Consider the following 14,610-nt stretch of genomic DNA (forward strand, 5'->3'; position numbering starts at 1 on the left):
TTCGAACCCCCTATTTATTATCTAAATATTTCACTGCGGGTTTTACTTTTATACGACGGTAAATAATCGCACCAAGACCCACTACAATGCCTATTATCGAAACAACCTGAGCTGAACGTAAATCCCCTACTAAATACAGGCTATCTGTACGCAAACCTTCTATAAAGAATCGACCGATTGAATACCAAATTAAATAACTGAAGAATATTTCCCCACGATTTAAATTTACTTTGCGTAATACTAGTAAAATAATTAGCCCAATGAAGTTCCAAATGGATTCATATAAAAAAGTAGGATGTGCGTAAGTTCCTAATTCTTCAATGTACATTTGATTAATAATCCAATCTGGCAACATTAATTGTTCTAAAAATTCACGTGATACTGGACCACCATAAGCTTCCTGGTTCATAAAATTTCCCCAACGTCCAATTATCTGTCCAATTAAAATACTCGGTGCCGCAATATCTGCTACTCGTAAAAAGCTTATATTTCTTCTTCGAGTGAATATGTAACCTGTCAAAAATGCCCCAATAAGTGCACCGTGAATAGCGATACCACCATTCCAAATTTCAATAATTTTCCCCGGGTTTTCACTATAATAATCCCAACGCATCGCTACATAATAAATACGTGCGCATATTATGGATATAGGAACAGCCCATAGTAATAAATCCGCAAGAAAATCCTCCGGTAGGCCCCTCTTAACAGCCTCTCTTTGTCCAACAATATAAGCTAAAATAATACCCGATACAATTAGTAATCCATACCAACGAACAGGGATAGGTCCTAAATGGAAAGCAATCGGATTAATATCTAATAATAATAAATCCATCATAAACTCCTCTCATCTATCATATAGGCTATTGTATCCTATTAACGAACAATTAATCATCTAATTCATCCGCTGATGAAATCACTTCATCTAATCTTCTAGAAAACTCTTCGGCTGCATTAACACCCATTTTTTTCAAACGATAATTCATTGCTGCTACTTCAATAATAACAGACACATTTCGTCCAGGTCTTACAGGAATCGTTAACTTCGTTAATTCTGTATCAATGATTTTCATTTTCTCTTCCTCTAAACCTAGACGATCATATACTTTTTCTGGATCCCATATTTCTAATTCGATCACTAATGTAATTCGCTTGTACGGACGTACCGCACTTGCTCCAAAAAGGGTCATAATATCGATAATACCAATGCCTCGAATTTCGAGTAAATGTTCTAAAAGAGGTGGTGGGCTACCAATTAAAAAGTTCTCTGACTCTTGACGGATCTCTACACAATCATCAGCCACTAAACGGTGCCCCTTCTTAACAAGCTCAAGTGCCGTTTCACTTTTCCCAACACCACTTTTTCCGATAATGAGTACACCGATGCCGTATATATCAACTAAAACTCCATGAGCAGCAGTCATTGGTGCTAAGCGACCTTCTAAATAGTTTGTTAGTCTACTCGAAAATTTCGTTGTTGTCATATGTGTTTTAAATACAGGTACATGTTTTTCATTAGACGCCTGTATAAGTTCCTTCGGTACCTCTAAATCCCTAGAAATAATTATAGCTGGCGTATCCTGCGAACATAGTAGACGCATGCGTTCGAGTTTCACATTTGCAGGTAACATTTCAAAAAATGAAAGTTCTGTTTTTCCAAGCAATTGCACTCGATTTGCAGGATAATGCGTAAAATATCCCGCCATTTCAAGCCCCGGTCTTGAAATATCACTCGTAACAATCGTTCTTCCTATTCCTTCCTCACCAGCTAACAATTCTAACTTAAATTTCTCCATAACGTCTCTTGTTAATACTACGACCAATGTTTTGTAGCCTCCATTCAAAGGAATTGAATATGTTTTGTCTGTGTTAACAGTCAGTAAAATTTCCACTGTTCGTGACAATTAACTAACTATATTCACCCGATTGGTTTAACTAGCAATCAGCTTACTGATTCCAGCTTCACTTTATTTTAGCATGTCTAAGTTTAAAAGAACTATATTTACACTCTGTCTACATCACTAATAACTTCTGCACATAAAAAAACTAGCGGTTCTCCAGCCCCGCTAGTTTGATGATCATCTTATTTTTGAGTTGCCAACCATTTAGCAACTGCTTTTGCATCTTCGCCTTTAACAACACCAGGAGGCATTGAACCTTTACCATTTTCTATAACATCTAAAAGTTCAGCTTCCGAAAAACGAGAGCCAGCATCATTAATTTTTGGTGCATTTCCTTGGCCTTGTAGTTCACCACCATGGCAAGTAATACAAGATTTCATTGCAATTGTTTCGCCATCCGGAGCAGCAGTTTTTGAACCTTCATTTACCGTTTTACCTCCACCACAAGCAGCTAAGAAGATTGCTGAACCAATCGCTAAAGTTAACATTGCCTTTTTCATTAGGGACCCTCCTCAAAGTAAATAAGTTTCTTTCCCCGACATTATACCAAAGTTATGCACGTTTGAAACCTTCTCCCAACACCTCATAAGCATTAGAAACGATCACAAACGCTGATGGGTCAACGTTTTTAATGAGTTGTTTCAGCTTTGTGAATTCTGTTTGGTAAACCACAACCATCAAAACTGGTCGCGCTTCCCCTGTATAGCCACCTATTGCAGGCAACTTTGTCACTCCTCGATTGATCTCGGCATATATGGCATCACGTACCTCATCTTGTTTCATCGTAATAATGTAAATCATTTTAGACTGACTAAAGCCGAGCTGAATAATATCAATCGTTTTTGTCGTGACATAAAGTCCAATCAGGGCATACAAACCTTTCTCTAAGTCAAAAACAATTGCTGCACTAATTGCGATAATCCCATCAATTAAAAGTACACTTGTACCAAGCGTTATTCCAGTATACTTTGTAATAATTTGCGCTAATAGATCAGTGCCACCAGTAGAAGCATTCCCCTTAAAAACAAGTCCTATTCCTATACCGACTACAATCCCCCCAAATAGTGCACCGAGTAAAGGATTATCTGTCCAAGGACTCCAACTGTTCGTTAGTAATACAATGAACGGTAATGTCACTGTTCCAATAAACGATTTTATCCCAAACTTCTTTCCAAGTAATAATATACCTGCTATAAATAATGGAATATTAAATGCATATTGTACTAAGCCAGGATTCCAGCCAAATAAACCGTTTAAAATTGTACTAATCCCGCTTACTCCGCCAGAGGCTACTTGATTTGGTAGTAAAAATACATTAAAACCGATGGCAATAATTGCAGCTCCTACTACGACGTAAACATACTCCACAATGCTTTCCCTTACATCATGAATTTGATTCACTTCCCCCACGCCCACTTCAACTTTCAGAATTTTTTAAAGACGAGATGATTATAGCAAATAGTTTTCGTATTGAGAACTTCGTCTTGATGAAGGAACATGTATTTTTTGCATTATGTATTATACTAATAGATTCATCATCATAACGTGTGGTTGGTTTCCGTTCCGACTGGGCGTTTTGTATCTGCCGCTTCGCTTTCGCGCAGAGCAGAACTTCCTGGGGGCGGCCAGTCGTAACGAAGATCAACTAATAGCAAGCTTATTAAATACATAAAAAAATAAGCTACCTTAAAAACAATTTAAGATAGCTTATTTTTGACTTTTCATTAAAATATATACTTAACGGCTTATTCCACTAAACAAAAACAGATAATTGATTTTTATCTTTATAAAGACTTTTCTGCCCATTCCATGGCTTCATTGTATAAAAGATCAATAGTTGAAAAATCAATAGTAAGCTGAGGAGCTAATCTTTCTAATGTAGACCAATCTAACTTGCCCAACGCACTACTGAATTCCAAATACGGAGTCATTTCAGTTTGATTACCTAAAAGCGTTGCTGTAATGTCTTCTGAAAAAGGTAACTGCTGTAAAATAACATTCAGCGGTCTTTGCAACATAGTGTCTATTAATGAAAACATCCCAACTAAAAAGTATTCAGAGAAATTTTTCTTATAGGAAAGCTTGGCTAATTTCTCACATACTTTTGCTCTAAATAAAGATGTACGCATGACTTCTTTAAACAGATCATTATCAGTATTCCTGTCAATTTCTCGCATCGCCAATAAATAAATCCACTTTCGTAAATTTGGAACTCCAAGTAAAATAATCGCTTGTTTTATCGAACGAACCTTGGATTTAGAACGCAACTCTGAATTATTAACCATATGCAATAATTTATATGTTAATGAAATGTCACGCTCAATACTTTCCGCCAATAACTGTATATTAGGTTCCTCATCTTTTAATAGCGTAATAATATATAAATATTGAATCGTATTAGCAGGTATATCAGTTGCTGTAATTATTTGAGGTTGTTCAAAAAAATAGCCTTGAAACAATTCATAGCCAGAATGCTTCGCCACTTCAAATTGCTTACGTGTCTCTACTTTCTCAGCGAGCAATTTTATGTGAGGGAAATTTTCTTTCACTTTATTTTCAATTTCCATTCGCTCTAATAATGGTGACGATAAAAAGTCAACTTTTATATAATCGATATAAGTGAATAACTCATCATAAACTTGTACTTGATCATCTAAAATAAAATCATCTAATGCTACTTTAAACCCATATGATTTGAGCTCAATAACTCTCTCGACTAACTGATCTGTAATAGGGACATCCTCTAAAATCTCAATAACAACTTGCGATGGATCTATGTATTCATTTAAAGGACTCATAAGCAAGTTTTCTGTAAAATTAACAAAACTAGGTTTTCCTTTTGTTACCTCTTCAATGCCAATTAAAAGAAATGAGTTTACTAATACATCAATTGTGGCAGCATCTGAATCGACCATTGGAAAAGCATTCACGTTTTTGCTGCGATATAATAATTCATATGCAACGATTTGTTCCTGAAGGTTAAAAATTGGCTGTCTGCCGATAAATACTTCCATTTCGTCGCCCCCCATTTCTCTAGTTATTAGTAACATTATTATAGCATTTTTCAGCACTATCTGCTTATCATTCAAGTAACTGTCTAAAAATCGACTCACAATAATTAACATTATATACAATAAAATAAATCACAACATAGCGTGGTGATTTTCGTTCCTATTGAAGGCATACTGATAATCCACTTGACGCTATTCCCAAGGCGTCGCCGCCTTATCCTCATTATATGTCATCCCGAACTTTCAGCGATGAGTTTCATAGGTTACCCAAAACTCCAATTAACTCATAATAAAATATTATTCCTTTTTCCGATCTACCTTTTTTAACTTCACTTAAACCTTCCTTATATATATTTGTAAAATATTATCTTTTCATATAGACATTTACCAAATTTAGATGTATAGTACATTACAACACTAATGCACTATATTTTGTAGCAACGAAAGGGGGTTTTTCGATGCACGTTCATCTAGATGGTACAACACCGATTTATATGCAAATTGCTGAATGGCTACAGCACGAAATCATTGCCGATCGATTACAGGCAGACCAGAAAGTCTATTCACAATACCAACTAGCTGAGTTATTCAATATAAATCCCGCCACAGCTGGTAAAGGATTGACAATTTTACTAGAAGAGCAACTTTTATATAAAAAACGGGGGTTAGGAATGTTTGTCACTATGGATGCAAAGGAACGAATTTTATTGAAACGACGAAACGAAATATTGACAAAAATGGCACAAGAGATTGTATTAGAGGCAAAACGTTTACTTGTATCTGATGAAGAATTGCTAGTGCTTATTCGAAAAACACAGGAGGGGTTGGAATGAATATTATTCAATGTGAGGAGTTATCTAAAAGCTTTGGACGTCGTCATGCACTGCAACGTGTAACCTGCGCTATTGATGCAGAAAAAATTATCGGCATTATTGGTCGCAACGGTGCAGGTAAGTCGACATTGCTGAATATTTTTGCAGGCTACCTAAAGCCTACGACTGGTTCATGTAAAGTGTTTAATGAAAATCCCTTTAATAATATTCAAACAGCTGCCAATATGATTTTTATCGATGACCGATTAAGCTTCTCAGATTACTTGTCGCTCGAAGAAATTCTTAAGATGGGAGCTGATTTTTATCCTAATTGGCAAAATGAATTAGCTTATCGCATGCTCGATTATGCGGGTATCGATCTTACGGCAAAGCATCAGCAACTATCTAAAGGTCAATTGGCAACCTTTAATCTTGTTTACGGATTAGTAAGTCGCTGTGCACTAACCATTTTAGATGAGCCGATGAATGGTATGGACGAAGCAATTCGTACAGATTTTTACAGAGCAATTTTAAAGGAATACCTAGCATTTCCACGGACATTTTTAATTACTAGTCACCATTTACAAGAGATGGAATCTATCTTAGAAGAAATTTTATTAATAGATGAAGGCTCCGTCATTGCCCACGCGCCACTGGATGAATTTAAGGAACAGCTCATATCACTTCACGGACCAAGTGATGAACTTGCGGATCTGCTCTCTGAGACGGAAGTTTACGCTCAAAAGATTGTGACAGGGGTGGCCTCAGCTGTAGTAGATGCTAGTAAACTATTCATCTCAGAAGAAATACTTCGAACAAAAGGCATCAAAGTATCAGCCCTTACTGCAAGTGAAGTTTGCATGTATTTAACAAATAAAAAAGGACGTGATATTGATGCAATCTTTGACTAATATTTCACTTAAAACACTCGTCAAAAAACAGGTGAAATGGAAAGCAAAATTAAATATTTCTGCCCTTAGCTCCTTAGTTATTGTACAAATCATTTTTGCCGTTTTAACATCTAGCTTTGGAAGTGGATCTTATGGTTCTGGGTCTGGAAATTTAGATGTTCATTTCTCTATTTATTCACTCGATATATTTCTTATTATTTCAGCAATATGGGCATTTATTGTAGCGCTTCTTTTTACAGCAAAAGCATATCGTATTGATGATTTATCCGTTGTTTCTAGTCGGACATCTAGCACTATTGCAAATATATTAGTCATGATTATATACAGTTTTATCGCAGTTATCCTTATGATTTCGACTTACTATTTACAAGTATTAGGGATTTTGCTAGTAGAAAAGAAATCTTTTGTAATAGACCATCTATTTATTTCACCATCAGTATTCATATTATGTTTCAGTAGCATCTGTTTATTTGGCGCAATCGGCTTACTATTTGGCACCAGCCTCAAGGGGCCCTTAGTTATAAAGTTATTTCTATCAACTTTTATTTTGTTTAGCTTTATATACATTTTTATGGCACCCAATTCTATTAACCTTGGTTCGCTAATAATGTTACCAAATATTATGATTAGTGTTCTTTATTTGCTTGTGGCTACATTGTGCTTTAGCCTCACTATTTGGATTGCTAATAAATCGGAGGTGTCTCGTAAATGATAGCAACATTTTCCTTGGTTTTTATTCCACTACTGCTCGTAGTGGCATTTTTTCTACTAAGTAAATTAGGTAAAAAAACTAAGAAATTTTGGACACCAAAGCGAATTATGATTTGCATTACCTGCTATATCGCACTTGGACTCACTGCCTTCATTTATATTAGCTTATTTTCAGAATCAAACATACCAGTGCTTTCTCCTTCAGAAATGAAACAACTTGAGAAAGAAATGGATCAGATCCGAAAGTATGATCAAGAATACGATTCTTCGTATTTAACTGAGGATTATAAAAAGAAAACATGGGCAATTAACTTTGAAGGAGATACATTACCTGTTGTTATAAATGATGACAATAATTTAAGCTTGCAAATTCGACACCGTTATAATGACAATATTGAAGCTGGGAAAGCTCTTATTACGTATTATCAATTTCCTATCATAATAAATGGTATCAATCTTTCAGATGAAGTACCTTTACCTAGCGTTTTCGTGACACAGAACCAGCTATTCATTGAATCTCTTTCTAAACAACAAGTAAATTATTATCGTATAAAAGCAACATTAGGGATCTTAGATTTTAACCGAGAGGAAGAACGAGAACGATTCAATATGGACTATTCCTATTCAAATGTCTTAGTTATCGACATACCAAGAAGTACAGACCTAAAAGATTCCCAAGGCCTTATGCAATATATAGAATAGAAAAAACGGCTCATCATCTATAGATGAGAGCAAAAAATAAGACAGTCCTATGTGTTTTTTGATCACATTTAGACTGTCTCTTTTTTATTTTCCACTTACTTTTGATTTAATAACACCAATTACGGCTGGTATTACTGAAATTAAGATAATTAATATTAAAACCGTTGAGAAGTTGTCTTTAATAATAGGAATATTACCAAAGTAATAACCTAGTAATGTACAGCTGAATACCCATAACACTGCACCTACAATATTATACATGATGAAGTAGCTATACTTCATTTTACTAGCCCCTGCAACAAAAGGTATGAATGTACGGATGAAGGGCATAAAACGTGCGATGACAATCGTTTTTCCACCGTGTGTATTAAAGAACTTTTCTGCTGCTTCCATACGTTCTTTTTTTACGACTCTTCCAAGGAAGCTATTTGGTGGTATAGATGTTCCCACTTTATGACCAATATGATAATTCATCGTATCCCCTAAAATTGCAGCTGCTAAAAACACAGGGATTAATATCCACATGTCAAATGCGCCCATTGCTGCTGCTAATGTACCACTTGCAAAAAGTAATGAATCACCTGGCAGGAATGGGAAAATAACGACACCAGTTTCAACAAAAACAATTGCAAATAAAACGAAATAACTCAAATTACCAAACTCACGAATGATCTCTTCTAAATGCACATCAATATGCATAATAAAGCTAATTAACTCTTTGATGAGTTCTATCATTTTTCCATATGCTCTCTTTCAATTTAATTTTCTAAAGGCTTTGACGCAGCTAGACACCAAAGGGTTCCATTCTTCTTGACGGGCTGTGGTGTTACTTCTTCAACACTATATGACAAGCCTTTAAAAAGTATGTAGATTTCATAAGTTTGATTTTATCACTTACAGATATATACACTCAACTATTTAAATAAGTGGCCATACTTTTTTTACATTGCTGTAATAATGTAATAATAAAGAATTAGGGTGTATTAATTTTCAATTTTTACATTCTAAATAATTCGAAGAGGATGATTTCCACTACGGGCTACAATAATTAAAATGAAGATATATTAGCAAAACAGCACAAAAAAATAGGTTTATCGCTTAATAATAAACCTATTTCCCCTAATCAACATGCCTGAAGGAATTATCTTAGCTCCACATAATTTTTTTCAATAAAAAAAGCTACCAAATAGTAGCTTCTTAATTAGATTCATCACCAAAAGTTTGAGATAACATTTGTTAAAATGCATTACTTGTATAAAAGTTGATTGGCATGGAGATTGGGCGACTCTTTGGGGATTAGCAATATAGGAACGAAGGCTAAAAGCATCACATCCTATGATAACGCCTTCGTGACCAACATCGTGTTGGCCCGAGACCCTGCAGCGAAGCGCATGTTTTCGAAAGCATAGCGACAGCAACAACAAAGCGGATCATCGGACGCCCCCCAGGAAGCTCTGTGCGAAAGCGTAGCGACAGCAACAAATTGTTTTAACTGTGCGAAAGCGTAGCGGCAGCAACAAAGCGCCCAGTCGGAACGGAAATCAACCACACGTTATGATGATGCGTATTTTTATCTTACACTTTTTCTTTTAATGAACGGCGTAAAATTTTGCCTGTCGTATTTTTCGGTAATTCATCTATAATCTCAATTACTTTAGGAACCTTGTATTTCACCATATGTTTTGCACAGTATGCGAAAAGATCTTCTGTTGAAGTTGCATCTTCATCTTTTAAGACAACATATGCATGAACTGCCTCACCTAAGTTAGGATCTGGGAAACCTACAACTGCCGCTTCAACGATATTATTATGTGCAAAGAGTACTTCTTCAACCTCTCTTGGATATACGTTAAATCCGCCTACAATAATCATATCTTTTTTACGGTCAACGATGTAGAAGTACCCTTCTTCGTCTACTTTAGCTAAATCCCCTGTGTATAACCAGCCATCACGTATAGCCATAGCCGTTTCTTCAGGTAATTTATAATAGCCCTTCATAACGTTAGGCCCTCGTACAATAAGCTCCCCTACTTCGCCAACGGGCACTTCTTGTCCATTAACATCTACCACTTTATTTTCAACATTGGATATGGATGCCCCAATAGAACCCGCCTTACGTTCACGATTCAATGGATTGAAGCACGTTACCGGTGAAGCTTCTGATAAGCCATACCCTTCTGAAACACGCACATTAAATTTCTTCTCGAAATTATGTAAGAGTGCTACAGGTAAAGATGACCCCCCTGAAATTGCTAAGCGAACTGTTGAGAAATCTTCCGGATTGCCTTCAGGTAATTGATACAAGAAATTATACATAGTTGGCACACCAGCGAAGACTGTTGCTTTTTGTTCCTTCGTAATTTTAAAGATTTCAGTTGGACTAAAGCGTGGTACAAGTAAAACTGTTGCTCCACTCAATAAAGGTGCATTGACGACGACCGTTAACGCAAAGACATGGAAAACTGGTAAAGTTGCAATAATACGATCCTCTGCTCTATAGCCTAAATAATGCGCAACATCTCGTGCATTTGAAAAGACATTGCCATGCGTCAGCATTGCACCCTTTGGAGTACCTGTCGTTCCTGAAGTATATAAAATAATTGCATTATCTTCGTCAGCTACTTCTACTGGTTGGCAAGATTCTGATACACTAGCAATCACTTGTGAAAATAAATGAATTTTTGTTTTTGCCTCATCAGATAAAGTAGTTACTTTTTCAGCAACATCTGCTGTTGTTTCACAAACAACAAATGTTTTTACTTTTGGAAAAGCATGTACACCCATTTCTACTAATGGAAGAAGTGCATCAAGTGCAATAACAGCTTTCACATCCCCATTATGCAAAATATACGAAATTTCATCCGGTGTATAGATTGGATTAATCGGAATTGCTGTTGCTCCAATACTCATAGTCGCATATAACGAAATTAAATAATGTGGTGTATTGCCGAGTAAAAACGCCACATGGTCCCCTTTTTCTACCCCTAATTGTTGTAACCCCTTTGCAAAACGACCAACAGTGTGTTCAAACTCACCGTACGTCGTATCTTTCCCCATAAAATGATACGCAATTTTATCCGGTTGCTCTAATGCTTGCTGACGAACACTTGAAACTAAATTCAATTACCCCATCCCCTTATCGTATCAATTTCGCCTTGGCGCATTGACGCTGACGCTTCTCTTTCGTGTAGATAAACAATCCGTGACATCCGCCGGAGGCTTATCTCCATTCAGTAGATGTTTGGACTTCCCTTGAAAAGGAATCACACCCCATCCATCTCATCACCGAAATCTACTAAATAAAGACAAAATGAATCATCATTCAGTAACATTATATAAGAAATATATTAAAAAAACAACGAAACTTTTTATCTCATGTCATGAATTACGTCAAATAACTCATTTTTTTCTCTTTTTTACGTTTTTTCTACGAACGTATATGCGAGATGTATCGCCAACGAATCAAGTAAAAATAGACTACTTGTATTAAAACAAAAAAGCTAAATGATAAGACAACTTCTTTTACAATGGAAATATTAGCAATATCCTTCAAAACACCTTGAACCATAAGAAAAGCAAAGAGGCTGTGCATCATTGCAACACCCCATGGTAAGAAAAATTGCGGGAATAAATGACGATTCACAAGCTTTTTAAGCTCCGTATCTGTTAAGCCCATTCGCTTTAAGACATCGAATTTACGCTTTTCTCTTTCAAGAGAAGTGTGCAGTTTGAAGTAAACGAAGCTACCTGCTGCTAATAAAAATACCGTTGCTACTAAAACCCCTACTAATGTGAATAAAGAATAAGTAGCTAATATATAAGAATAATTTAATCCTGCATTTTCAAAGTAAAATGGGCTAAATTTATTTTTCTTATAAAAATATAGAGACGCTTGTAACTCATTTATGTCCTTGCCAATATTTTTTGTTTCCATCCACTGAGGAATATAGAAGGTAAATAAATGATAGGTTGGCTGCGCAACGTTTTTATCGGCAATCGGCTTTATGAGCTTTACAAAATCCTCATCGCTAATCACGATAGAATTAACACTAACAATAGAACCCGGAAATACTATTTTAGGATATACACTATCAATGGTGATCGGGATAGAATTTTCCTCTAAAACTGTATGCACCACTTTATTTTTTAGTTTGTTAAGAGACTCTTCCGAATATGGAATAAACACTGCCTCTCCTTTAGCCATATCAAGTAATGGATAACTATAGGAAGAAAGCAATACATTCATATCTGATTCCCTAAACACCTCAACCTCATTCTGAGTATAGGAAGAGGTTTGCTTGATAACAACAAAGCGAGATAAATGATAGGACAAGCCCATTTCCTCTAATTCCATACGTAAAGAGGCGATATGATTTCGCTCATATGGATTGTCGACGTCTCCCTTATAGACAAGTCCTAGTGGATTTAAACGATCATATTGTATGGTATATGATGACATCGTTGCTAAAACACCGACCGATAAAAAGGCCATTGTCGACACCATCGTTACTACAAAAAACATTTTCACATTGTCCATCATAATATGTGTTTGCTCAGCTAACGAAAGAAGACGATAACGTTGCCAATGAAATTTCCGTTTCCCCCGTGCTTTATCTAAAAAGCAAGGTAAAGAATCTCTGAAAAAATAGTATGTTCCAAAGGTTGCTAAAAACGGAATTACTAATGTTAAATCAATTAAAGATGTGTTACCTACGATAATTGATAATACGTATGATGATAAAATAAGGGTAATACCAATTACAGCACGAATTTTTGAATAAGTTGAAACACTATTTAAATAGTCATTTCCCTTAAGGAGATCGCGCAATTTTCTTTCACGTGTAAAATATACACTAATAAAAGAAATGACTACAAAAGCACTTGTAAAAACACCAATCGTTAGTAAAAAAGGCTCCCATGAAACATATAAGGGCAAACTATCTAAATGTAAAATTTCCCGCACAATCATGAAAAAGAATTTCGAAAACGAGAAACCAAATACAATCCCAACAAAAATAGAACCCGATCCAATAATCATTGTCTCCAAAAAGACAAGCTTATTCATCTGGCGTTTTTCCATTCCTAAATGTAGTAAAATTGCAAATTCATGTGATCTTGCCTCTAAAAAAGCACTCATCGAATAATATAAAAAGAATAATGTAAAAAGGACGAGTACGACTTCCGCACCAACCATCCCAATTAACGATGCCTCTCCTAAAATCCCACTTTCAATATCCGGATGAAACATGAGCATTGAATAGATAAAAAACACAGCCACAGAAAAAAAGCTTGCCATGAAAAAGGCGCCGTATATACGGCTGTTCCGTACGACATTACGGTAAGCGAATTGTCGAAAGGTCACCTACTTGTCCTCCTCCTAGTAAGCTCAACACATTTAATATTCGCTGGAAAAACATTTGTCGACGATCATCTTTGTAAATTTCATTAAAGAATTCCCCATCTTTAATAAATAACACGCGGTCACAGTAGCTAGCTGCAATTGGATCATGTGTTACCATGACAATCGTTGTTCGTCTTTCCTGATTGATTTTTGTTAAAAGCTCTAGTACATCACGCGAAGAATTCGAATCCAAATTCCCGGTCGGCTCATCTGCTAAAATGAGACTTGGATTATGAATAAGTGCCCGACCAATAGCTGTTCTTTGCGCTTGTCCACCTGATATTTCATTTGGGCGTTTATGCAAAAATGAAGTTAAATCGAGCTTCTCCACAATACTTGCAAGACGCTCCTCCATTACTTCTAATGGTTGTTGGTCTAAAGTCAGTGGCAGCACAATATTCTCTTCCACTGTGAGCATATGCAAAAGATTAAAATCCTGAAAAACAAAACCAAGCTGCCTTCTTCTAAAGTAGGCTAGTTCAGTTGCTTTCAGCATATGAGGATTCATGCCATCTAAAATGATTTCTCCGCTCGTTGGTTCATCTATCGTAGAAATGAGATTTAATAATGTTGTTTTTCCACTTCCTGAAGGACCCATGACTGCTAAAAACTCGCCTTCCTCCACCTCAAAGCTTAGTTGATTTAGCGCACGATGGGTTACTTTACCTTCATACACCTTCGTCACGTCTTTTATTTGTAAAATAGGCATATCTTCTTCACCTTATTTCTTCATTAATTCCATAGATTCTGGTAAAAGCCACTGCAATACTACTTCAAAGCCAATTTGAAAATGCGGCCCTGTTAAACACCCAGCTGGCGTATCACCATCCTCCTCCACTAGACTAAAGCAATGCGAACCAACAATTATATCCCAGGCATCTATTTCACCTTCAATTACTTCACCACAAATCGTATAATGTCCACTGTACATCACTTGTTCACCTTCTACAGGAAAAGCGTTAAGTAAAGTTGGTTTATATAAGTCTAGCCCAAGCTTATTCGAAAAATGTATGACTTCTTCATTTAGCAAAAGACTAGCCTTACGGAAATTTTTGCAGGATAAACACTCACAAACTTCGTTAAGTGATTCGTATAATGCTCCTGTTTTCTCTGTCTCTACATGTAAAACCCATTCAGCCAAACATACCTCTGTCATTTCCGATC

At 36.0% G+C, this 14,610-nt stretch carries 14 protein-coding genes; 4 read left to right on the forward strand and 10 right to left on the reverse strand.

From position 1 onward, the window contains the following. Positions 1 to 10: 10 nt before the first annotated feature. From lgt to AC3WSO_RS20540, 5 genes are all read right to left on the reverse strand, one after another. Positions 11 to 832: a prolipoprotein diacylglyceryl transferase gene (gene lgt / locus AC3WSO_RS20520; protein ID WP_492533303.1), complete on the reverse strand. Its 822-nt coding sequence runs from the start codon at positions 830 to 832 to the stop codon at positions 11 to 13. A 52-nt stretch (positions 833 to 884) separates the two neighbouring features. Then, positions 885 to 1,820, reverse strand: coding sequence for an HPr(Ser) kinase/phosphatase (gene hprK / locus AC3WSO_RS20525; RefSeq protein WP_349661884.1), 936 nt, complete (start codon positions 1,818 to 1,820; stop codon positions 885 to 887). Between the two features lie 260 nt (positions 1,821 to 2,080). Next, positions 2,081 to 2,398 carry a cytochrome c551 gene (cccB, locus tag AC3WSO_RS20530; protein ID WP_492533305.1) on the reverse strand — a complete coding sequence of 106 codons (318 nt, stop codon included), beginning with the start codon at positions 2,396 to 2,398 and terminating at the stop codon, positions 2,081 to 2,083. Positions 2,399 to 2,450: 52 nt separating this feature from the next. After that, positions 2,451 to 3,290 (reverse strand): YitT family protein, encoded by an 840-nt coding sequence (locus AC3WSO_RS20535; RefSeq protein ID WP_492534433.1) that lies wholly within the window; start codon positions 3,288 to 3,290, stop codon positions 2,451 to 2,453. Positions 3,291 to 3,682: 392 nt separating this feature from the next. Beyond that, complete coding sequence (locus AC3WSO_RS20540; protein WP_492533307.1) at positions 3,683 to 4,912, reverse strand: EAL and HDOD domain-containing protein; 1,230 nt, start codon at positions 4,910 to 4,912, stop codon at positions 3,683 to 3,685. Positions 4,913 to 5,367: 455 nt separating this feature from the next. Between AC3WSO_RS20540 and AC3WSO_RS20545 the strand changes: the two genes are divergently transcribed. Genes AC3WSO_RS20545 through AC3WSO_RS20560 form a run of 4 tightly spaced genes read left to right on the forward strand, consistent with a single transcriptional unit; the run spans position 5,368 to position 8,045 of the window. Continuing rightward, positions 5,368 to 5,742, forward strand: coding sequence for a GntR family transcriptional regulator (locus AC3WSO_RS20545; protein ID WP_492533308.1), 375 nt, complete (start codon positions 5,368 to 5,370; stop codon positions 5,740 to 5,742). Beyond that, positions 5,739 to 6,632 (forward strand): ATP-binding cassette domain-containing protein, encoded by an 894-nt coding sequence (locus AC3WSO_RS20550; protein ID WP_492533310.1) that lies wholly within the window; start codon positions 5,739 to 5,741, stop codon positions 6,630 to 6,632. Before AC3WSO_RS20545 ends, AC3WSO_RS20550 begins: the two co-directional genes overlap by 4 nt. Next, positions 6,616 to 7,344 (forward strand): hypothetical protein, encoded by a 729-nt coding sequence (locus AC3WSO_RS20555; RefSeq protein WP_492533312.1) that lies wholly within the window; start codon positions 6,616 to 6,618, stop codon positions 7,342 to 7,344. Before AC3WSO_RS20550 ends, AC3WSO_RS20555 begins: the two co-directional genes overlap by 17 nt. Further along, positions 7,341 to 8,045: a hypothetical protein gene (locus tag AC3WSO_RS20560; RefSeq protein WP_492533314.1), complete on the forward strand. Its 705-nt coding sequence runs from the start codon at positions 7,341 to 7,343 to the stop codon at positions 8,043 to 8,045. The genes AC3WSO_RS20555 and AC3WSO_RS20560 overlap by 4 nt, the downstream gene beginning before the upstream one ends. Before the next feature lie 84 nt (positions 8,046 to 8,129). Here the strand turns inward: AC3WSO_RS20560 and AC3WSO_RS20565 are convergent, their stop codons facing one another. The 5 genes from AC3WSO_RS20565 to AC3WSO_RS20585 all read right to left on the reverse strand — a co-directional run bounded on the left by AC3WSO_RS20565 (position 8,130) and on the right by AC3WSO_RS20585 (position 14,602). Then, positions 8,130 to 8,777 (reverse strand): VTT domain-containing protein, encoded by a 648-nt coding sequence (locus AC3WSO_RS20565; RefSeq protein ID WP_492534435.1) that lies wholly within the window; start codon positions 8,775 to 8,777, stop codon positions 8,130 to 8,132. An 843-nt stretch (positions 8,778 to 9,620) separates the two neighbouring features. Next, entirely contained in the window at positions 9,621 to 11,168 is a 1,548-nt protein-coding gene (locus AC3WSO_RS20570) for a fatty acid--CoA ligase family protein (RefSeq protein ID WP_492533315.1), read from the reverse strand. 304 nt (positions 11,169 to 11,472) lie between these two features. Beyond that, the gene (locus AC3WSO_RS20575) at positions 11,473 to 13,407 is read right to left on the reverse strand and encodes an FtsX-like permease family protein (protein WP_492533316.1); all 1,935 of its coding nucleotides are present in this window, start codon (positions 13,405 to 13,407) and stop codon (positions 11,473 to 11,475) included. Continuing rightward, the gene (locus AC3WSO_RS20580; RefSeq protein WP_386830502.1) at positions 13,379 to 14,155 is read right to left on the reverse strand and encodes an ABC transporter ATP-binding protein; all 777 of its coding nucleotides are present in this window, start codon (positions 14,153 to 14,155) and stop codon (positions 13,379 to 13,381) included. Before AC3WSO_RS20580 ends, AC3WSO_RS20575 begins: the two co-directional genes overlap by 29 nt. Positions 14,156 to 14,167: 12 nt before the next feature. Continuing rightward, the gene (locus AC3WSO_RS20585; protein WP_492533319.1) at positions 14,168 to 14,602 is read right to left on the reverse strand and encodes a hypothetical protein; all 435 of its coding nucleotides are present in this window, start codon (positions 14,600 to 14,602) and stop codon (positions 14,168 to 14,170) included. Between the last annotated feature and the right edge of the window lie 8 nt (positions 14,603 to 14,610).

This window comes from Lysinibacillus sp. EB106-09-02-XG168 (genome assembly GCF_058791475.1).

Excerpts from the sequence above, each read along its gene's own strand:
- AC3WSO_RS20580 (WP_386830502.1), bottom strand. The coding sequence starts at position 14,155 with ATGCCTATTTTACAAATAAAAGACGTGACGAAGGTGTATGAAGGTAAA.
- AC3WSO_RS20540 (WP_492533307.1), bottom strand. The coding sequence starts at position 4,912 with ATGGAAGTATTTATCGGCAGACAGCCAATTTTTAACCTTCAGGAACAA.
- AC3WSO_RS20560 (WP_492533314.1), top strand. The coding sequence starts at position 7,341 with ATGATAGCAACATTTTCCTTGGTTTTTATTCCACTACTGCTCGTAGTG.
- AC3WSO_RS20555 (WP_492533312.1), top strand. The coding sequence starts at position 6,616 with ATGCAATCTTTGACTAATATTTCACTTAAAACACTCGTCAAAAAACAG.
- AC3WSO_RS20545 (WP_492533308.1), top strand. The coding sequence starts at position 5,368 with ATGCACGTTCATCTAGATGGTACAACACCGATTTATATGCAAATTGCT.
- lgt (WP_492533303.1), bottom strand. The coding sequence starts at position 832 with ATGGATTTATTATTATTAGATATTAATCCGATTGCTTTCCATTTAGGA.
- AC3WSO_RS20550 (WP_492533310.1), top strand. The coding sequence starts at position 5,739 with ATGAATATTATTCAATGTGAGGAGTTATCTAAAAGCTTTGGACGTCGT.
- AC3WSO_RS20585 (WP_492533319.1), bottom strand. The coding sequence starts at position 14,602 with ATGACAGAGGTATGTTTGGCTGAATGGGTTTTACATGTAGAGACAGAG.
- cccB (WP_492533305.1), bottom strand. The coding sequence starts at position 2,398 with ATGAAAAAGGCAATGTTAACTTTAGCGATTGGTTCAGCAATCTTCTTA.